Raw genomic sequence first — 18,153 nt, forward strand, 5'->3', positions numbered from 1 at the left:
CGGAAGTGGCACATGACAAATGGAAGGATTTTGTCTTTAAAAAAATTGTAGAAAAAAGAGGGAATGGCCAATCCTTTGTTGAATACATAGAGAGTGTCCGGGGATACAAACATACCAATTGACTGGGAAGTAGGAGGTGCCACGGGTTGAGCAGCAATGACATCATTGTGAGTTTGGACATCGGTACATCCAAAGTGCGTGCTATCATTGGAGAAATTAACAACGGAACGCTGCAAATCATCGGCGTTGGATCTGCTGATTCAGAAGGTATTCGCAAAGGTGCGATTGTAGATATTGATCAGACTGTGCAATCCATTCGTAATGCTGTGGAGCATGCGGAACGCATGGTCGGTATAGAGATTACGGAAGTGTACGTTGGCATATCGGGCAATCATATCGGACTCCAGTCCAGTCATGGCGTCGTCGCGGTCTCGAACGAGGATAGAGAGATTGGCGAAGAGGACATCGACCGGGTCCTGAAGGCGGCCGAAGTCATTGCGCTCCCGCCGGAGCGGGAGATTATCGACGTCGTTGCGAAGCAATATGTGGTCGACGGTCTGGAGGACATCCATGATCCGCGCGGCATGATCGGAGTCCGCCTTGAGGCGGATGCGACGATTATTACAGGGGCGAAGACCGCGATACATAATTTGACCCGATGCGTCGAGAGAGCGGGACTGCATGTCAAGGAACTGGTCCTGATGTCTCTGGCCGGGGGCCATCTGGCGCTGTCCAAGGATGAGAAGCTAATGGGTTCGGTATTGGTCGATGTAGGTGCGGGCGCCACGACAATTGCCGTGTTCCAAGACGGGACGCTAGCAGCTACTTCGACCTTGCCAATCGGGGGCGACTTCGTCACGAACGACATCGCCTACGGCTTGCGGACGATGTCCGATCAGGCGGAGAAGGTCAAGCTCAAGTTCGGCTGCGCCTGGGTGGACGAGGCATTGGAGGATCAAGTGTTCAAAGTCGTCCGCATCGGCAGCAACGTAGAGAAGGAATTCAATCAAGTATTCCTTGCGAATATCATTGAACCTCGCGTTCAAGAGATTTTTCACCTTGTGAAGAATGAAGTGAAGCGTCTAGGTTTCACAGAGCTTCCTGGCGGGTACATTCTTTCGGGAGGTACCGTCTCTATGGCTGGTGTGCTGAATGCCGCACAGGCCGAGCTGCAGACATCGGTTCGGATTGCGGTACCTGATTACATCGGAGTGCGCGATCCAGGATTCGTAAGTGGTGTTGGGGTATTGCATCATGTGATGCGCTCCGTCCGACCACGCAGTGCAGGTGGCACCAAGAAAGCAGCCGCACGAAAGCCGGCTCCGGCAGAATCATCGAACAAGCCTGGTTTTATCGAACGGTTAAAAAATATGTTTAGCGAATTTATTTAAAGTGTCTTTGACTTCATGCCATCCATGCACAATGAAGGGGAGATGGAGAGCTCATGTTGGAATTTGAATTCGAGATGGAAGCATTAGCCCAGATTAAGGTAATCGGTGTCGGGGGCGGCGGAAGCAATGCAGTCAACCGCATGATCGACAACGGTGTCAAGGGCGTTGAATTTATTACGGTAAATACGGATGCGCAGGCGCTCCATTTTGCGAAATCCGAGCACAAGCTGCAGATCGGCGACAAGCTGACGCGCGGCCTCGGGGCGGGCGCGAATCCCGAAGTGGGGAAGAAAGCGGCTGAAGAGTCCCGTGAACTGATTATGAACACCCTTAAGGGGGCTGACATGGTTTTTGTCACCGCCGGTATGGGGGGAGGAACGGGAACCGGTGCGGCTCCGGTTATCGCCGAGATCGCGAAGGAATGCGGGGCGCTGACGGTAGGGGTCGTTACGAGGCCATTTACGTTCGAAGGCCGCAAGCGTCTGACGCAGGCGGAGATGGGAATTGAAGCCTTGAAGGAGAAGGTGGATACGCTCATCGTCATCCCGAACGATCGCCTCTTGGAGATTGTGGACAAGAAGACGCCGATGCTGGAAGCGTTCCGGGCGGCAGACAACGTGCTGCGGCAGGCAGTCCAGGGCATTTCCGACTTGATTGCCGTGCCGGGGCTGATCAACCTTGACTTCGCGGACGTGAAGACGATTATGACCGAGCGGGGTTCGGCCTTGATGGGAATCGGCATCGCCAACGGAGAGAACCGGGCGGCGGAGGCCGCGCGCAAGGCGATTATGAGCCCGCTGCTCGAGACGTCGATCGATGGCGCACGGGGCGTCATCATGAACATTACGGGCGGAGCGAATTTGTCGCTCTACGAGGTCAATGAAGCGGCCGAGATTGTGACCGCTGCCTCGGATCCGGAAGTGAATATGATCTTCGGTGCGATTATCGACGAGAACATGAATGATGACATTAAGGTGACCGTCATTGCGACCGGATTCGAGCATAAGCCGGCTCCGATGATTCCAGGGCGCCGCCCTGCGAGCAGCGGCAGCGAGACGAGCGGGGAATCCCGCGCGCAATCGCCGCTGCGTCCGTTCGGCAATGCGCCATCGGGCGGAGATCAGCTGGACATTCCAACGTTCCTGCGGAACCGTCCGCGCAACAATAATAACGAATGATGATAGACGCGAGACGTCTGCCTACCGAGGCAGGCGTCTTTTTGCATGCTTGTCCATGATCATGGTTCGCTGCTCCTCGACAAAAAAAGTAACAATCCCCCACCCACCTTTAGACAGACTTCGGATAGCCGCCTCTATATACTTATCCTTATCTCACGATAGATTGGCGGTACCGAAGGAGGGAGCGCTGTGACCGTCATCTATGCCGATCTCGTATTCGGGCTGAATCTAGCACTGGATTGGACGCTGCTGACGATGACTGCCTGGATGCGCGGACTCTCTCATTCCCGCTGGAAGGTAGCGGCCGGAGCGGGACTTGGAACGCTCTATGCCCTCGTGTTGTTTATTCCGGCTTTTCCGCTGCTGTATACCTATGCGGGAAAGATACTGATATCCATATTTATGCTGCTCATTGCATTTGGATTTCGCAATCCCGGATATTTTTTTAAAAATGTCGCCGTTTTTTATTTTTCGGCCTTCGTGCTCGCCGGCGGCGCCATTGGTATTCAATATATGCTGCAAGATGCCAGGCTGTGGTCGATCGCTCATCGCACCTCGGAATGGCTGTCTGCCAACGGCAACCGGATGCAGGCGGGCATGGGCCTGGTCATTGCGGCGCTCCCCGCCACGTACGGGCTGTTCCGTCTCGTCTGGAAATGGAGCAAGCGGCAGCAGCAAGTGGCGCGCCAGTTGGTTACGGTGGATATTCGCATCGGTGACATTCGCCGCCAAGTGACCGGACTGGTTGATACAGGCAATCATCTGAATGATCCGTTGAGCGGGGCGCCGGTGATGGTAACGGAAGCAAGGATATGGGAGGGCTGGCTGCCGGCAGACTGGCTGCAGCAGCTCGGCGCCTCGCAATCGCTCGACATGCTGGAATCGGTTAGCGGCGTCATCGATGTCTCGAAGCTCCGGCTGCTGCCCTATCGCGGCGTGAATCAAGGTATGCAATGGATGATTGGCTTCAAGCCGGATGAGATCCGGATTACAACCGGGACGGACACGCTGCTCTGCACCCGGGCAATTATCGGGCTCGACGGGGGCGTCCTGTCACGGGACGGCGCCTTCCAGGCAATTGTCCATCCGGATATGCTGGAGACCGGGCAGCAGAAGCCGTCCGAGCCGATTCCGCCGGCCGATCGGGCATCTTGACACTCAAGGTTGGGGCGATGCCGGCGCAATGCGCCTCTATCGGATTCCCGGCAAGAAGGAGAACCTTTGCAGCTAATGCGTCCTGTGATTACAACGTATATAGGAGGAGTAGCCATGCGCTTGAAATGGAAATTGATCATGCAGCTCTATTATTACCGACTGTTGTTCTTATTGGGATTGAAGCGCGATGAAATCTATTATATTGGCGGCAGCGAAGCGCTTCCTCCCCCGCTGACAAGGGAAGAGGAGGAGTACCTGCTCTCGAAGCTGAGCAGCGGGGAAGCCGCCGTGAGAGCGATGCTGATCGAGCGCAATTTGCGGCTTGTCGTCTACATCGCCCGCAAATTCGAGAATACGGGAATTCATATTGAGGACCTCGTCTCCATCGGGGCGATCGGGCTCATTAAAGCCGTCAACACGTTCGATCCCGAGAAGAAAATCAAGCTGGCCACGTATGCGTCGCGCTGCATCGAGAATGAGATATTAATGTATTTGCGCCGTAACAGCAAGACGAGAACGGAAGTGTCCTTCGATGAGCCTCTGAACATAGACTGGGACGGCAACGAGCTGCTGCTGAGCGATGTGCTCGGCACCGAGAACGATACGATATATAAAAATATTGAGGAGCAGGTCGATCGGAAGCTGCTTCACAAGGCCCTTGACAAGCTGAGCGAGCGGGAGCGGCTCATTATGGAGCTGCGGTTCGGCTTGTCCGACGGAGAGGAAAAAACGCAAAAGGATGTGGCTGATTTGCTCGGCATTTCGCAGTCGTATATTTCCCGATTGGAGAAGCGAATCATAAAGCGCTTGCGCAAGGAATTCAATAAAATGGTGTGACCGCAATTTTTGCTTGATCCATAGCCAGTTTGCGCTTATCCTCCGCTTGCAGGGAGATGGCGAAGGAATAAAATTGCACCCCGGGGAGATAATGTACATTAAGTTTCACCCTGGGAGGTAGTCACGAATGACCCGAAACAAAGTCGAAATTTGCGGTGTCGATACATCGAAGTTGCCCGTCCTCACGAACGCCGAAATGAGAGAATTGTTCGTGGCTCTGCAGGAGCGGAATGAACGTTCCGCACGGGAGAAGCTGGTCAACGGCAACTTGCGTCTTGTCCTTAGCGTCATTCAGCGCTTCAACAATCGCGGCGAATTCGTCGATGATTTGTTCCAAGTCGGATGCATTGGTCTGATGAAGGCCATCGATAACTTCGATCTGGGGCAGAACGTTAAGTTTTCCACCTATGCGGTACCGATGATTATCGGCGAGATCCGGAGATATTTGCGGGACAACAACCCGATCCGCGTATCCCGCAGCTTGCGGGACATTGCCTACAAGGCGCTGCAGGTTCGTGATTCCTTGACCAATCAAAATTCGCGGGAGCCCACGATTATTGAAATCTCGGAAGCGTTGAACGTTCCTAAGGAGGATGTCGTCTTCGCATTGGACGCGATACAGGATCCGGTTTCTCTTTTTGAACCGATTTATCATGACGGCGGCGATCCGATTTACGTCATGGATCAGATAAGCGATGATAAAAATAAGGACGTGTCCTGGATCGAGGAGATTGTGCTCCGGGAAGCGATGCGGAAATTGAACGAGAGAGAGAAAATGATTTTATCGATGCGTTTTTTTGAAGGGAAAACCCAGATGGAGGTAGCGGATGAAATCGGCATATCTCAAGCGCAGGTATCCCGGTTGGAGAAATCAGCTATCAATCAAATGCAAAAGCATGTGCGAACGTAATCCGGTTACGACAATATTGCAGCCGTCCGCTTTGAAGCGGCGGCTTTTTTTGTGCCGGAGAGCAGGGAAGAGGACATTTTGGAGGCTTCGGACATATATCTATATTATGATCCAAAATAAATGCATAGTGGGGATCCCGATGAAAATATCCGATTTTCAAACGAAAGATGTTATCAATATTGTAGACGGCAAAAAATTAGGGCAAGTTAGTGATGTCGAGCTGGATTTGAAGCAAGGACGCATCGATGCGATCGTCGTGCCCAGCTATAGCAAGTTTCTCGGCTTCTTCGGCGGGGGCACCGAGCTGGTCATTCCGTGGCGGAACATTGTCAAAATCGGAGCCGATGTCGTGCTCGTCAAGATGGATGACGCGAAGGCCTCCGCCCGGGCGGAGGAATACGAGACAACCGTTCTGCTTCCGAGACCGTAGGATTCCGGCTGGAATTTGTGGTACACTGGAGGTTGAGGTGAACGGTATGGAACCTTTTGTACGACGTCAAGGCAAGTTGCCTGATGAACCGGGCGTGCTCGAACTGGCCGGCTGGATGGCCGACACGCCTGGGCTGGCGGCCGGGTTCACGACCCGGCTGGGCGGGGTGAGCCAGGGCTGCTTCGATTCGCTCAACTGCGCCCTTCATGTGCGCGATGCGGAGAAGGATGTCATCGCGAACCGGCGGCGAGTCGCTCTGGCTGCCGGCATTCCGTTCGAGAACTGGGTATGCGGGGAGCAGGTGCATGGCAACCGTGTGCATGCCGTTACGGAGGAAGACCGGGGCCGGGGCTGGTTCGACCGGGCCAGTGCAATTCAAGATGCAGACGCGCTCGTGACCGATGCAGAAGGGGTGATGCTGGCCTCCTTTTACGCCGATTGCGTGCCGCTTATTTTTCTGGATCCGGTGAAGCGGGTGGTGGCGTTGGCGCATGCGGGATGGAAGGGAACGGTAACCCGGATTGGCCCGGAGACGGTACATATGATGCAGAAGCGTTATCACAGTTCGATCGAGCATATCAGAGCGGCTATCGGACCTTCGATCGGTCCGTGCTGCTATGAGGTGGACAACCGGGTGCTGGAGCAGGTCCGGGCGGTGTGGAACGAAGAGGAAGGCAAGGCGGAGCGCCCTGTCATTCAATCTTCCCGGCCGGGACATGCATGGCTCGATTTGAGAGAATTGAATCGACAATTGTTGAAACAAGCAGGAATTTTGCCAACAAATATCGAATGTACTAATTTGTGCACCGGCTGCGAGACCGGCATGTTTTTTTCCCACCGCAAGGAGGGGGGAGCAACCGGCCGCATGATGAGCTTTATTGGTTGGAAGAAGGGATGACGACATGACGCTGCAGCAGAGAATCGAAGCTGTAGAACGACGGATACAGGAAGCATGCGCCCGAGCGGGGCGCAACCGGGAGGACGTCCGAACGATCGCCGTGACGAAGTATGTGTTGCTGGATCGGACAGGAGAGGCGATCGCGGCCGGCTTGAAGGACGTCGGGGAGAACCGGTGGCAGGATGCGGAAGCGAAATGGATGCAGTACGGCGATCAGGCGACCTGGCATTTTATCGGAACGCTGCAGTCGAATAAGGCGAAGGATGTTGTCGGCAAGTTCGCGTACATCCATTCGCTGGACCGCCTCTCCCTAGCGAAAGCGATAGAGAAGCGCGCTGCCGAATTGGATCAGTTCGTCCGCTGCTTCATTCAGGTTAATATATCAGGAGAAGCTTCGAAGCAAGGGATGCCGCCGCAAGACGTCGCGCCTTTCCTCGAAGAGTTGAAGGCATACCCGCACATTCGGCCGATCGGGCTGATGACGATGGCCCCGTATGAAGCGGAGCCGGAGGAGACGAGACCGGTATTTCGCCGTCTGCGCCAATTGCGGGATGAATTGAACGAGACGCGGGCCGAACCGCTTGCCCATCTGTCGATGGGCATGTCGAACGACTTCGAGATCGCCATTGAGGAAGGGGCGACGTGGATTCGGCTTGGCTCTATTCTGGTAGGGAAAGAGAGGGAAGAATGATGGGCGTTATGAACCGTTTCATGAGTTTTCTCGGACTGCAGGAAGAGGAAGAAGTCATCGAACGAGAGCAGATCACCCACGCGGATGAGCAGGAGCTGGAAGCGCCTGCCTTCGATCAGCGCAAGGGCGCGAGAGGGTCCAACATCGTAAGCATCCATTCGCAGAAGGCTTCCAAGGTCGTCCTGTACGAGCCGCGATCCTATGACGAAGCGCAGGAGATCGCCGATCATTTGCGCTCCCGGCGGTCTGTCATCATTAATTTGCAGCGCGTCCGCAATGATCAGGCGCTGCGCATCATTGATTTCCTGAGCGGAACGGTGTATGCGCTGAGCGGCAACATTTCCAAGCTCGGAAGCAATATTTTCATCTGCACTCCGGACAATATCGAGATTCAAGGCGCGATAACGGAGATGTTTGCGGAGGATTTCGAATACAAACAAACGAGGTGACCTGCTGTTGCTGGAATATACGATTATTCAGTATTTGGGCTATCTGTATGAAATCTATACGTGGCTCATCATAATTTATGTGTTGATGTCCTGGCTCCCGAATGTTCGCGAGAGCTTTATCGGCGAGATTTTAGGCAAGATCGTCGAGCCGTATTTGAGTCTGTTCCGGCGCATTATTCCGCCGATTGGCGGCATGCTCGATATTTCCCCGATCATCGCCCTGTTTGCGCTCCGCTTCGTGTATATGGGACTGGTAGCCGTCGTGCAGTACCTGTTCTAGACATCCAATGCGCACGGCACAGAAGAACGGCAAAAGGCGGAATGAGGAATGAAGGGTAACGAGAAGCTGTATGTCCACTTCCATCCCGACGAGCGGGAGTTCGTCGATCGCGCGTGGGAGTGGGTACGGCGCGCGTCCGAAGGACATGAGGTGAAGCGGACGGACTTTTTGGATCCGAGGCAGGCTTATATTGCGGCGACGCTGGTCAACCGGAGTTCGGATGTTCAGCTCCGGCTGGACGGCGGCTCCGAGCAGGCAGAGCGCAAGCGGGCCTTGATCGCGCCCGATTATGTATATGCCGATGGGGAAGATATGGGAATCTCCGTACTCCAGATCACCTCACCTGACCGCAAGTGGGACGAGCTGGAGCATGGTGATTTTCTTGGCGCGCTCCTGGGCTTGGGCATCAAGCGGGAGAAGATTGGGGATATTCATGTCTCCCCGGATCGCTGCCATGTGCTGGTAACGGAGGAGATGGCGCCGTTCGTAAATACGCATCTGCGCCAGGTTCACCGGGTGAGCGTCTTGACGGACATCCTTCCTCTGTCCGGATTGCAAGCGGCGGACGCAGAGATGAAGACGGCGAAGCTGAGCGTCGCTTCTTTGCGTCTGGACGGAATTGCTAGCGACGTGTTCCGCTTGAGCCGCGCGAAGATCGTGGCGCCTATCAAGGCGGGCCGCTGCAAGGTCAATTGGAAGGTGGAGGAGAACCCTTCCGCCCCGCTTGAAGCGGGGGACGTCGTCTCCTTGCAGGGCTTCGGACGGTTCAAGGTGATCGATGTGGAAGGGTTGACGAAGAAGGGCCGCTATTGGGTTACGGTCGGGACGTTCACCTGATGATCTTGCGGCACGCTTGTGCAGGAATTTTGGCAGGGGATGTCGAATTGCATATTAATCGCTGCAAGGCTTGTAATTATTAGGAGGTGCACAGCATGCCATTGACACCGCTCGATATACATAACAAGGAATTTAGCCGCAAGCTGCGCGGTTACGATGAAGATGAAGTAAATGAATTTCTAGATCAGATTATTAAAGATTTCGAAGCTCTAATCCGGGAGAACAAAGAACTGCAGAACCATGCGCTCACTCTGCAGGAGAAGCTGGACCACTTCGCCAACCTGGAGGAGACGCTCAGCAAGACGATCATTGTCGCCCAGGAAGCGGCCGATGAAGTGAAGAACAACGCCAAGAAGGAAGCTCAGCTTATTCTCAAGGAAGCGGAGAAGAATGCCGATCGGATCATCAACGATTCGCTGGCCAAATCGCGGAAGGTCGCGATCGAGATCGAGGAGCTGAAGAAGCAGGCGTCCATCTACCGCACGCGCTTCCGCACGCTGGTCGAGGCGCAACTGGAGCTGCTGAGCCAGGACGGCTGGGACGGGCTGGAACGCGCGGAACGGGCCGAAGTGAAGGAGCTCTATTGAGCGTCCGGCGGATTCGTTTGACATTTTGCGCAAAACGCGATATAACTATGTATTATTCCATACGTTGTATGCTAGCTGACGATACGGCCCGGATCGAAGTCCGGCCGCATTGTATATCGCATATTCAATGACGGGAACGCGCCGTCACGACTGTTGTTCGACCAGAGAATCGGGATGGGTGGGAACCGATGAACACAACGTGACCGGACATCATCCCGGAGAAGGCAAGCCGAAAACCCGGCGGTGCGCGGCATCGCGGCGGAGGTAAGCTTGTCCGGCAGCCGGCCGTTATCCGGGAGCGCCAGCAGTCTGCTGCGCACAGAGTGCCATTGCACCCTCCTCAGGCGTGTAAATGGAACAAGGGTGGTAACGCGAGAGACCTCGTCCCTTTTGGGATGGGGTTTTTTTATGTTCAATCCGAGATGCATTTGGATGAGAAAGGAAGAGGAACCGTGAAAAAAGTAGATGTGAAAGAGCGGGCCCGCGAGCGGGAACTGCGGGTATTGCAGAGATGGAATGAACAGAATACGTTCCAGAAATCGATCGAAGAGCGCGAAGGCAAGCCGAACTATGTGTTCTATGAAGGACCGCCGACGGCGAACGGAGCGCCCCATATCGGGCATGTGCTGGGCCGGGTTATCAAGGACTTCATCGGCCGCTATAAGACGATGTCCGGTTACCGCGTCCTCCGCAAGGCTGGCTGGGATACGCACGGATTGCCTGTCGAGCTGGGCGTGGAGAAGCAATTGGGGATCTCCGGCAAGCAGGAGATCGAGAAGTACGGGGTCGAGGAGTTCGTCAAGAAATGCAAGGCCAGCGTCTTCGAGTATGAGAAGCAATGGCGGGAGCTGACGGAAGCGATTGGCTATTGGACCAATATGGACGATCCGTATATTACGCTGGACAATCGCTATATCGAGAGCGTATGGCATATTTTGTCCACGATTCACAACAAAGGCTTGCTGTACCGCGGCCATCGCGTCAGCCCGTATTGCCCGTGCTGCCAGACGACCCTCAGCTCGCATGAGGTGGCGCAAGGATATGAGACGGTCAAGGATCTGTCGGCCACCGTCAAGTTCAAGCTGAAGGACAGCGGGGAATACGTGCTGGCCTGGACGACGACGCCATGGACGCTGCCGGCCCATGCGGCGCTGGCGATGAACCCGGACATGGATTATGTGCGGGTGCAGCAGGAGGACGGCGTGTATATCGTGGCCAAAAATCTCGTCGATGACGTCATGAAGGGTGAGTACACGGTTCTGTCGGAGCATAAAGGCTCTGAATTTATCGGAAAGACCTATGATGCGCCATTCACCTACATCAAGCCGGAGAACGGCCATCTTATCGTCGCCGCCGGGTTCGTCACGGATGCGAGCGGGACCGGGATCGTCCATATGGCTCCGGCGCATGGGGAAGACGACTACAAGAGCTGCCGCGACAACGGCATCAGCTTCGTCAGCGTCGTGGATACCCACGGGCGCTATACGGAGGAAGTAACCGACTTCGCCGGCCGCTTCGTCAAAGATTGCGATATTGACATCGTCAAGGCGCTGTCGGAGCAGAAGACGCTCTACAGCAAGGAAAAATACGAGCACAGCTATCCGTTCTGCTGGCGCTGCAAATCGCCGCTCCTCTATTATGCGACGGAATCCTGGTTCATTAAGACGACAGCGGTTAAAGATCAATTAATTGAGAACAACAGCAAGGTGGACTGGTATCCATCTCACATTCGCGAAGGCCGCTTCGGCAACTTCCTCGACGATCTCGTCGATTGGAACATCAGCCGGAACCGCTATTGGGGAACGCCGCTCAACGTATGGGTATGCTCCTCCTGTAAGGAAGAATATTCGCCTGGCAGCCGCGAAGAGCTGATCGCGCGCGCAGTCGGGCCTGTATCGGAGGATATCGAGCTTCACAAGCCGTATGTCGACGAAGTGAAGCTGCGCTGCCCGCACTGCGAGCACGGCGTGATGGAGCGGACGCCGGAAGTCATCGACGTCTGGTTCGACAGCGGCTCCATGCCGTTTGCCCAGTTCCATCACCCATTCGGCGATGAACAGGCATTCAACGAGCAGTATCCGGCCGATATGATCTGCGAAGGGATCGACCAGACGCGCGGCTGGTTCTTCAGCCTGCTGGCCGTATCGACGCTGTACAAAGGCAAGGCGCCATACAAGGCCGTGATTGCAACGGGTCATATTTTGGATGAGAACGGACAAAAAATGTCCAAATCGAAAGGCAATGTCATCGATCCATGGGAAATTATTAACGAGTACGGTACGGATGCCTTCCGTTGGGCGCTCCTGTCGGACAGCGCGCCATGGAACTCGAAGCGCTTCTCGAAGCAGATTGTCGCGGAAGCGAAGTCCAAGGTGATCGACACGCTCGTCAATACGCATGCCTTCTATGTGCTGTATGCCAATATCGATCAGTATGATGCGCAAGCTTATGAAGAGCGCGCATCCGCCAACAAGCTGGACCGCTGGATTCTGTCCCGTCTGCACTCGCTTATCGGGACGGTGACGAAGGGGCTGGAGGCGAATGACTTCCTGAATCCGGCCAAAGCGATTGAAGCTTACGTGGACGAGCTGAGCAATTGGTACATCCGCCGTTCCCGCGACCGCTTCTGGGGCAGCGGCATGACCGATGACAAGCTGTCGGCTTACCAGACGCTGCGCAAGGTGCTCTTGACCTTGGCGAAGCTGGTGGCGCCTTATGCGCCGATGGTCGCCGACGATATTTACACCAATCTGGGCGGAGAACGCGAGAGCGTGCACCTGGACGATTATCCGCAAGCGGACAAGTCGCTCATTGATACGGAGCTGGAGCAGGATATGGAGACGGCCCGCCAGATTGTAGAGCTGGCCCGCAACGTGCGCAACGAGACCGGAATCAAGACGAGACAGCCTCTCTCCGAGCTGATCATCTCCCTTGACCGGCCGTTCCATCTGGCGGATTATGAGGAAGTCATCCAGGACGAGATCAATGTGAAGCAGATTCTTCTGGAGACGAGCGACGGCGGATTTGTCGATTTCGTCTTGAAGCTCAATCTGAAGGTGGCAGGCAAGAAGTACGGCAAAAACGTCGGCCCGATGCAGAACGCCCTGAAGTCGATGCCGGCCGACGAGACGCGGCGCATCGTCGAGCAGGGACAGTGGACCTTCACGGCAGCGGATGGTGAAGAATTGACTGTAACGCGCGACGAGCTGCTCGTGGAGAAGCAGGCGAAGGCCGGCTTTGCCTCGGCTTCGGGCTACCAAATGACCGTGGCGCTCAACACCGAAATTACGCCGGAGCTGGAGCAAGAGGGCTGGGTGCGTGAAGTCGTCCGCGGCATTCAGGATACGCGGAAGAAGCTGGATCTCCCGATTGAGAAGCGGGTCGATCTCGTCATTGACGCTGACGCGGAGCTTACCGCGGCCATTCAGGCGTTCGATGCGACGCTGCGCGATAATGTGCTGGTCGCTTCGGTTACCTTCGGCGAGGTCGAAGGCATGGATACGATCGAAGTCGGTTCGAAGACGATCCGGGTGCGGATGACGTAATGCCCTTCGGGCGGATCGAATCTGCACGGAATGAGCAGCCTGACTCGTGGCAACAATAAGACAGGCGCTTGAATCCGGAATGTGGGATGGAAGAAGAGCGTGGACCTTGCGGGGAACCGGAAGGTCACGCTCTTTTTTGCCATTCGGCTTGTACGAGGAGGCGTAATTCGCATGCACAAACAAGAGGAGAAGGACAAGCGGGACATCCGAACAGAGACGGAGAAAATTTGTGCCGAAATCCCTGCCGATGTACCGCAAAATGAGTGGGAAGAACGAAAAATGATGAAGACGATCCATGATTATACGGTCAGTCTGGCGCAAAAAATGGAGAAATCCCGCCTTGACGAGTATACGGCACTGCTCTTCAATCCGCGCAGGCTGATCTGGGTCAATCTGATGGGCGGCATCGCCCGGGGAGTCGGTATCGCCATCGGAGTCACGCTGTTCACCGCTCTGATTGCTTATATTTTACAGCTACTCGGCGCCTTGAACTTGCCGATAATCGGCGACTTCATTGCGGATCTGGTCCGCATCGTGCAGCGCCAGCTGGATACGAAGATGTATTGAAGCGGGCGATGGCGGCGGTACTTTAATGATAAGCGTCGCCGGCATCGTCGGAGCCGTCTGGCGAATAGCCTGTCTCGTCCGGCTCGAGCAGCGGTTCTCCTTCCCCGCTGTCCATATAGTGCCGATAACGCCGATTGCGGACGATGTACACATCGCTTCCGGTCATATCCGTGGCGACGAAGCTCTCGAACGATTCGACGAAGCCGTCGACATCGTCAGATGCTTCAATGTACATATTGTCGTAGTCGTCGATATTGCCGTCTTCCTGCATCGCCGGAGTATTCGACGTGCCCCACGATTCGACAATCTGCCATGCATCCTCCCCGTCGAAGCCGTTCTGGGTATCCAATTCGTCCAGACTGGTGCGCCCGAAGGGAGGCATCAGGAATTGCTCCTCTACCGGCCGGCGGTCGGACACTTGGCGCTGCGGCTCATGCTCGATGCAGTACATCGTAAAAGGCACGGCTTCCAGCCGTTCGTAGGGAATCGGTTGCCCGCACACCGCGCAAATGCCGTATGTGCCCTTGTCGATTTGAGCGAGGGCGCTATGAATGCGATCAAGCAGAAATTCATCATGCTCATTCAAGGCGATTTCCTTGCCCCGTTCGTACATCTCTGTTGCGACATCCCCCGGGTGATTGTCGACATTAGACAATTCTCCCGTATTTTCGCGGAGCGAGCGGGATAATCCGTAATGGTTGCTGTGAGCCAGCTTGCGGCTCAGTTGGATTTCTTTGTCAAGCAGTGTCTGCTTGAGCGACTCCAATTGCTGTGATGTTAACGAATTCATGGCAGCCGTACTCCTTCCTTAAGGTGTCGTCTGCTTTATAGCATGTGCCATCGGGCGGAAAAACTACGTGGAAAAACGGTGACGGATTGGGTTGTATTGGACGTTATTTTTCAACCTGTGATACAATGAGCGGGGAATCAATGCCGCTTTAGCACCCTTTTTGGAGTGCATCTTACATCCTGTAAAATGAGGTGACAATTATCTGTGTGGTACTACCTTATCGCTTTGATCGTGTTCCTCATTGATCAAGGCACCAAATGGATTATCGCGACCCGATTAACGCTATATGAGCAAATTCCGGTAATCGGCAATTTTTTCTTAATCACGTCGCATCGCAATACCGGAGCCGCGTTCAGCATCCTTGAAAATCAGCGCTGGTTTTTCGTCATTGTGACGATCGTTGTCGCTATCGGAATTATTTGGTATATGTACAAAATTCGGCATCAGCAAGGACATATTTTGCCTATCGGCCTCAGCCTTATCCTTGGAGGAGCGCTCGGCAATTTCCTTGATCGGCTGCTGACGGGCGAGGTTGTCGATTTTCTTCAATTTAATTTCGGCTCGTATACGTTCCCGATCTTCAATGTCGCCGACATGGGCATTACGATCGGCGTCGGCTTGGTGCTGCTTGACGCGATGCTGTCCGTGAAGCGGGAAAAGGCGCTCGAGGCCGAGATTCAGCGGCATGAAGCCGAGCATGGCCGTCCAGAAGACGGACAATCGAAGGAAGGATCGGCGCAATGACAGACTTACGAACAACATCGTCAGAAGAAGACAATCAAGAAGCTGTAGAACATGATGTGCTGCTATGGACGGTAACCGACGCGGAAGCCGGGGAGCGCATCGATAAGTACATAACCGAATCGTTGGAGGAGCCGGTATCCCGTTCGCAGGTGCAGCTCTGGATTCGGGATGCTCATGTGCTCGTGAACGGGCGGAGCGTCAAGCCGAATTACAAGGTCGGCGCCGGAGACGAGATCGAGCTGCGGATTCCGGACCCGGCCTCGACGGATATCGTGCCGGAAGCGATTCCGCTCGATATTTATTATGAGGATGCCGATGTCATCGTCATCAACAAGCCGCGGGGGATGGTGGTTCATCCCGCGCCGGGTCATCTGTCGGGAACGGTGGTCAACGCTCTCATGCACCACTGCAGGGATCTGTCCGGCATTAACGGTGAACTCCGTCCCGGCATCGTGCATCGCATCGACAAGGATACGTCCGGCCTGCTGATGGCAGCCAAGAACGACCGTGCCCATACGGAGCTGGCGGCCCAGTTGAAGGCGCATACGGTGCTGCGGAAATATAAGGCGCTCGTTCACGGTAATCTGGCCCATGATCAAGGCACAATCGATGCGCCGATCGGCCGGGATCCGCATGACCGCAAAATGTTCGCGGTGACCGACCGCAACAGCAAGCGGGCGGTGACCCATTTCCAGGTGGCCGAGAGGTTCGGGGATGTCACGTTGGTGGAGCTGCAATTGGAGACGGGCAGAACCCACCAGATTCGCGTCCATATGAAATATATCGGACATCCGCTCGTCGGCGATCCGATGTATACGCGCGGCGTGCGCGGCGTAACGATGGACGGGCAAGCCCTTCATGCGGCCACCTTGGGATTCGTTCATCCTGTCAGCGGTGAATTGCTGCAGTTCGAGGCTCCGCTGCCGGACGATATGGAGCATCTCCTGTACATGCTGCGCAACCGGTAGGACGGAATCGGAGAACATATTCTAAGCGGTTCAAGAAAACGTATTGACAAGTCGCGGGCAAAGTGGGATAATTCATAGCGAACCAAATATTGAACCTTTAAATCAGTCCCGAGAGGCTGGCAAGGTAACGTTCGTAACGAGAAGATTCGTGACGCGAGAGAACGGAGGGGTATGGTCTGCCTGTGAGCAGAGTACTCTTCATCAACATATCTCTTGCTGGATGTCGCGGCCTTCTGCGCTGTCATCTGAGTAATGAACTCCTTGCCTGTGGGCAAGGAGTTTTTTTGTGCCCCGCGATGTGAATGGTAATAATAACGCCTCTGTGGAACATGCAAATGCAACGTATAAGCGAAGGGAGTTATGCATTCATGAGTACGGCGGATTGGAACATCATTATGGATGAGATAGCGATACGGAGGGCCTTGACCCGCATCACACACGAGATTCTGGAACGGAACAAGGGGATAGACAACTGTGTGCTGGTCGGCATCCGCACGCGCGGCATTTACTTGGCGCACCGGATTGCCGAACGAATCCGGCAGATTGAGAACATGGATATCCCCGTCGGGGAGCTGGATATTACGCGCTACCGCGACGACGCCAAGCGCGAGCCGGAGCAGAACGGCGAGCTGAGCGCATCCTTCCCGATTCACGACAAGAAAATCATTCTGTGTGATGATGTCCTGTATACGGGTCGCACCATTCGGGCAGCGATGGACGCCTTGATGGACCAAGGACGGCCGCAAATGATTCAATTGGCTGTCCTGGCTGACCGCGGCCACCGCGAGCTGCCGATACGACCGGATTATGTGGGCAAGAACGTTCCTACCTCTAGAACCGAAGAGATTGTAGTTGCCTTGAAGGAAGTCGATGGTTCAGATGAAGTGAAAATCATACATCACAGGGGGTAATCAACATGGCGGTAGTTCAACTGGAGCGTTCGGTAAAAGAACGGAGCTTGCTTGGTTTGAAGGAAATGAGCAAGCAGGAGATGGAGTCCATTTTGGACCGTGCCGATTACTGGAATCGTCAGCCCAACAAAGTAAACCATGTGCTCAAGGACAAATTCGCCACGAATCTGTTCTTCGAGAGCAGTACCCGGACCCGCTGTTCGTTCGAAGTGGCCGAGAAGCGGCTTGGCGCGGAAGTCATAAATTTCACGACCCAGGCTTCCAGTGTGGAAAAAGGAGAATCCATCTATGATACGGTGCGGACGCTCGAATCGATGGGGATGGATGCGGGCGTCATCCGCCTGAAGCCGGTAGGTCTCTTGGAACAAATTGCGGAGCGGGTCAAAATGCCGCTTGTCAATGCCGGGGACGGCAACAACGAGCATCCGACGCAGGCGCTCCTGGACATGTACACGATGCGGAAGCATTTCGGAGAGCTGTCGGGTCTGAATGTGGCTATCGTAGGGGATATTCAACACAGCCGGGTTGCGCGCTCGAATCTGTGGGCGCTGCGGAAGTTCGGAGCGAAGGTCAGCTTCTGCGCTCCGGAGCATATGAGGGCGAACGACCTGGATGCCCCGTACATCTCAATTGAAGAAGCGGTGCAGGCCGATGTCGTCATGATGCTGCGCCTCCAGCTGGAGCGGCATGAAGGAGACAAGACCGGCCCGGCGGAGGAATATCGGACCCAGTACGGACTGACACTTGAACGCGTTGCAGGGATGAAGCCTCACAGCATCATTATGCATCCGGCTCCGGTGAACCGCAACGTCGAAATCGACGACGCTGTGGTGGAATGCGAACAGGCGCGAATCTTTGACCAGATGGCCAATGGGGTGCCGATACGGATGGCGGTTATGGAGCGGGCCATGGCGTAACCCCGCTGCGGGCGGGGGCAAGATGCTGAGATAGTCGGAGTCAAGTACAGAGATGAGAGGGGATCGTC

General features: G+C 55.0%; 20 protein-coding genes. 18 read left to right on the forward strand and 2 right to left on the reverse strand.

What is annotated here, in order from left to right:
• Positions 1–146: 146 nt before the first annotated feature.
• The 12 genes from ftsA to NNL35_RS12490 all read left to right on the forward strand — a co-directional run bounded on the left by ftsA (position 147) and on the right by NNL35_RS12490 (position 9,643).
• Positions 147–1,391 (forward strand): cell division protein FtsA, encoded by a 1,245-nt coding sequence (gene ftsA, locus NNL35_RS12435; RefSeq protein ID WP_006675638.1) that lies wholly within the window; start codon positions 147–149, stop codon positions 1,389–1,391.
• 53 nt (positions 1,392–1,444) lie between these two features.
• Positions 1,445–2,569, forward strand: coding sequence for a cell division protein FtsZ (gene ftsZ / locus NNL35_RS12440; protein WP_006675639.1), 1,125 nt, complete (start codon positions 1,445–1,447; stop codon positions 2,567–2,569).
• 189 nt (positions 2,570–2,758) lie between these two features.
• Positions 2,759–3,724, forward strand: a complete 966-nt coding sequence (locus tag NNL35_RS12445; protein WP_006675640.1) for a sigma-E processing peptidase SpoIIGA — start codon at positions 2,759–2,761, stop codon at positions 3,722–3,724.
• 114 nt (positions 3,725–3,838) lie between these two features.
• On the forward strand, positions 3,839–4,561 hold the full coding sequence (gene sigE / locus NNL35_RS12450; protein ID WP_006675641.1) for an RNA polymerase sporulation sigma factor SigE: 723 nt from the start codon (positions 3,839–3,841) through the stop codon (positions 4,559–4,561).
• A 127-nt stretch (positions 4,562–4,688) separates the two neighbouring features.
• Positions 4,689–5,471, forward strand: coding sequence for an RNA polymerase sporulation sigma factor SigG (sigG, locus tag NNL35_RS12455; protein ID WP_006675642.1), 783 nt, complete (start codon positions 4,689–4,691; stop codon positions 5,469–5,471).
• A 139-nt stretch (positions 5,472–5,610) separates the two neighbouring features.
• Positions 5,611–5,901: a YlmC/YmxH family sporulation protein gene (locus tag NNL35_RS12460; protein ID WP_040730306.1), complete on the forward strand. Its 291-nt coding sequence runs from the start codon at positions 5,611–5,613 to the stop codon at positions 5,899–5,901.
• Between the two features lie 46 nt (positions 5,902–5,947).
• Complete coding sequence (pgeF, locus tag NNL35_RS12465) at positions 5,948–6,799, forward strand: peptidoglycan editing factor PgeF (RefSeq protein ID WP_006675644.1); 852 nt, start codon at positions 5,948–5,950, stop codon at positions 6,797–6,799.
• A gap of 4 nt (positions 6,800–6,803) precedes the next feature.
• A complete protein-coding gene (locus NNL35_RS12470; RefSeq protein ID WP_006675645.1) occupies positions 6,804–7,490 on the forward strand; it encodes a YggS family pyridoxal phosphate-dependent enzyme in 687 nt (228 codons plus the stop codon).
• Complete coding sequence (locus NNL35_RS12475; RefSeq protein ID WP_006675646.1) at positions 7,490–7,939, forward strand: cell division protein SepF; 450 nt, start codon at positions 7,490–7,492, stop codon at positions 7,937–7,939. Before NNL35_RS12470 ends, NNL35_RS12475 begins: the two co-directional genes overlap by 1 nt.
• Positions 7,940–7,946: 7 nt before the next feature.
• Positions 7,947–8,219: a YggT family protein gene (locus tag NNL35_RS12480; RefSeq protein WP_006675647.1), complete on the forward strand. Its 273-nt coding sequence runs from the start codon at positions 7,947–7,949 to the stop codon at positions 8,217–8,219.
• 48 nt (positions 8,220–8,267) lie between these two features.
• On the forward strand, positions 8,268–9,056 hold the full coding sequence (locus NNL35_RS12485; protein WP_006675648.1) for a YlmH family RNA-binding protein: 789 nt from the start codon (positions 8,268–8,270) through the stop codon (positions 9,054–9,056).
• Positions 9,057–9,151: 95 nt separating this feature from the next.
• Positions 9,152–9,643 (forward strand): DivIVA domain-containing protein, encoded by a 492-nt coding sequence (locus NNL35_RS12490; protein WP_006675649.1) that lies wholly within the window; start codon positions 9,152–9,154, stop codon positions 9,641–9,643.
• A 71-nt stretch (positions 9,644–9,714) separates the two neighbouring features.
• Here NNL35_RS12490 and NNL35_RS12495 read toward each other — a convergent pair whose 3' ends face one another.
• Complete coding sequence (locus tag NNL35_RS12495; protein ID WP_138985610.1) at positions 9,715–9,978, reverse strand: hypothetical protein; 264 nt, start codon at positions 9,976–9,978, stop codon at positions 9,715–9,717.
• Positions 9,979–10,095: 117 nt separating this feature from the next.
• Here NNL35_RS12495 and ileS point away from each other — a divergent pair, with 117 nt between their 5' ends.
• Positions 10,096–13,188 carry an isoleucine--tRNA ligase gene (gene ileS / locus NNL35_RS12500; protein ID WP_006675651.1) on the forward strand — a complete coding sequence of 1,031 codons (3,093 nt, stop codon included), beginning with the start codon at positions 10,096–10,098 and terminating at the stop codon, positions 13,186–13,188.
• A gap of 171 nt (positions 13,189–13,359) precedes the next feature.
• The gene (locus NNL35_RS12505; RefSeq protein ID WP_006675652.1) at positions 13,360–13,755 is read left to right on the forward strand and encodes a DUF5665 domain-containing protein; all 396 of its coding nucleotides are present in this window, start codon (positions 13,360–13,362) and stop codon (positions 13,753–13,755) included.
• 22 nt (positions 13,756–13,777) lie between these two features.
• On the opposite strand, the gene NNL35_RS12510 is transcribed toward NNL35_RS12505, so the two are convergent.
• The gene (locus NNL35_RS12510; protein WP_006675653.1) at positions 13,778–14,545 is read right to left on the reverse strand and encodes a TraR/DksA C4-type zinc finger protein; all 768 of its coding nucleotides are present in this window, start codon (positions 14,543–14,545) and stop codon (positions 13,778–13,780) included.
• 204 nt (positions 14,546–14,749) lie between these two features.
• On the opposite strand from NNL35_RS12510, the gene lspA reads away from it, so the two are divergent.
• The 4 genes from lspA to NNL35_RS12530 all read left to right on the forward strand — a co-directional run bounded on the left by lspA (position 14,750) and on the right by NNL35_RS12530 (position 18,085).
• On the forward strand, positions 14,750–15,289 hold the full coding sequence (gene lspA, locus NNL35_RS12515; protein ID WP_006675654.1) for a signal peptidase II: 540 nt from the start codon (positions 14,750–14,752) through the stop codon (positions 15,287–15,289).
• The gene (locus NNL35_RS12520; protein ID WP_006675655.1) at positions 15,286–16,257 is read left to right on the forward strand and encodes an RluA family pseudouridine synthase; all 972 of its coding nucleotides are present in this window, start codon (positions 15,286–15,288) and stop codon (positions 16,255–16,257) included. Before lspA ends, NNL35_RS12520 begins: the two co-directional genes overlap by 4 nt.
• A gap of 368 nt (positions 16,258–16,625) precedes the next feature.
• Positions 16,626–17,168: a bifunctional pyr operon transcriptional regulator/uracil phosphoribosyltransferase PyrR gene (gene pyrR / locus NNL35_RS12525; RefSeq protein WP_006675656.1), complete on the forward strand. Its 543-nt coding sequence runs from the start codon at positions 16,626–16,628 to the stop codon at positions 17,166–17,168.
• Between the two features lie 5 nt (positions 17,169–17,173).
• A complete protein-coding gene (locus NNL35_RS12530; RefSeq protein ID WP_006675657.1) occupies positions 17,174–18,085 on the forward strand; it encodes an aspartate carbamoyltransferase catalytic subunit in 912 nt (303 codons plus the stop codon).
• Positions 18,086–18,153 lie beyond the last annotated feature (68 nt).

This window comes from Paenibacillus dendritiformis, from assembly GCF_945605565.1.
Lineage (GTDB): Bacteria > Bacillota > Bacilli > Paenibacillales > Paenibacillaceae > Paenibacillus_B > Paenibacillus_B dendritiformis_A.

Bases quoted from the DNA above. Each gene is read 5' to 3' on its own strand.
- ftsZ (WP_006675639.1), top strand. From the start codon at position 1,445: ATGTTGGAATTTGAATTCGAGATGGAAGCATTAGCCCAGATTAAGGTA.
- sigE (WP_006675641.1), top strand. From the start codon at position 3,839: ATGCGCTTGAAATGGAAATTGATCATGCAGCTCTATTATTACCGACTG.
- sigG (WP_006675642.1), top strand. From the start codon at position 4,689: ATGACCCGAAACAAAGTCGAAATTTGCGGTGTCGATACATCGAAGTTG.
- NNL35_RS12460 (WP_040730306.1), top strand. From the start codon at position 5,611: ATGAAAATATCCGATTTTCAAACGAAAGATGTTATCAATATTGTAGAC.
- pgeF (WP_006675644.1), top strand. From the start codon at position 5,948: ATGGAACCTTTTGTACGACGTCAAGGCAAGTTGCCTGATGAACCGGGC.
- NNL35_RS12470 (WP_006675645.1), top strand. From the start codon at position 6,804: ATGACGCTGCAGCAGAGAATCGAAGCTGTAGAACGACGGATACAGGAA.
- NNL35_RS12475 (WP_006675646.1), top strand. From the start codon at position 7,490: ATGGGCGTTATGAACCGTTTCATGAGTTTTCTCGGACTGCAGGAAGAG.
- NNL35_RS12485 (WP_006675648.1), top strand. From the start codon at position 8,268: ATGAAGGGTAACGAGAAGCTGTATGTCCACTTCCATCCCGACGAGCGG.
- NNL35_RS12490 (WP_006675649.1), top strand. From the start codon at position 9,152: ATGCCATTGACACCGCTCGATATACATAACAAGGAATTTAGCCGCAAG.
- NNL35_RS12505 (WP_006675652.1), top strand. From the start codon at position 13,360: ATGCACAAACAAGAGGAGAAGGACAAGCGGGACATCCGAACAGAGACG.
- NNL35_RS12510 (WP_006675653.1), bottom strand. From the start codon at position 14,545: ATGAATTCGTTAACATCACAGCAATTGGAGTCGCTCAAGCAGACACTG.
- NNL35_RS12520 (WP_006675655.1), top strand. From the start codon at position 15,286: ATGACAGACTTACGAACAACATCGTCAGAAGAAGACAATCAAGAAGCT.
- pyrR (WP_006675656.1), top strand. From the start codon at position 16,626: ATGAGTACGGCGGATTGGAACATCATTATGGATGAGATAGCGATACGG.
- NNL35_RS12530 (WP_006675657.1), top strand. From the start codon at position 17,174: ATGGCGGTAGTTCAACTGGAGCGTTCGGTAAAAGAACGGAGCTTGCTT.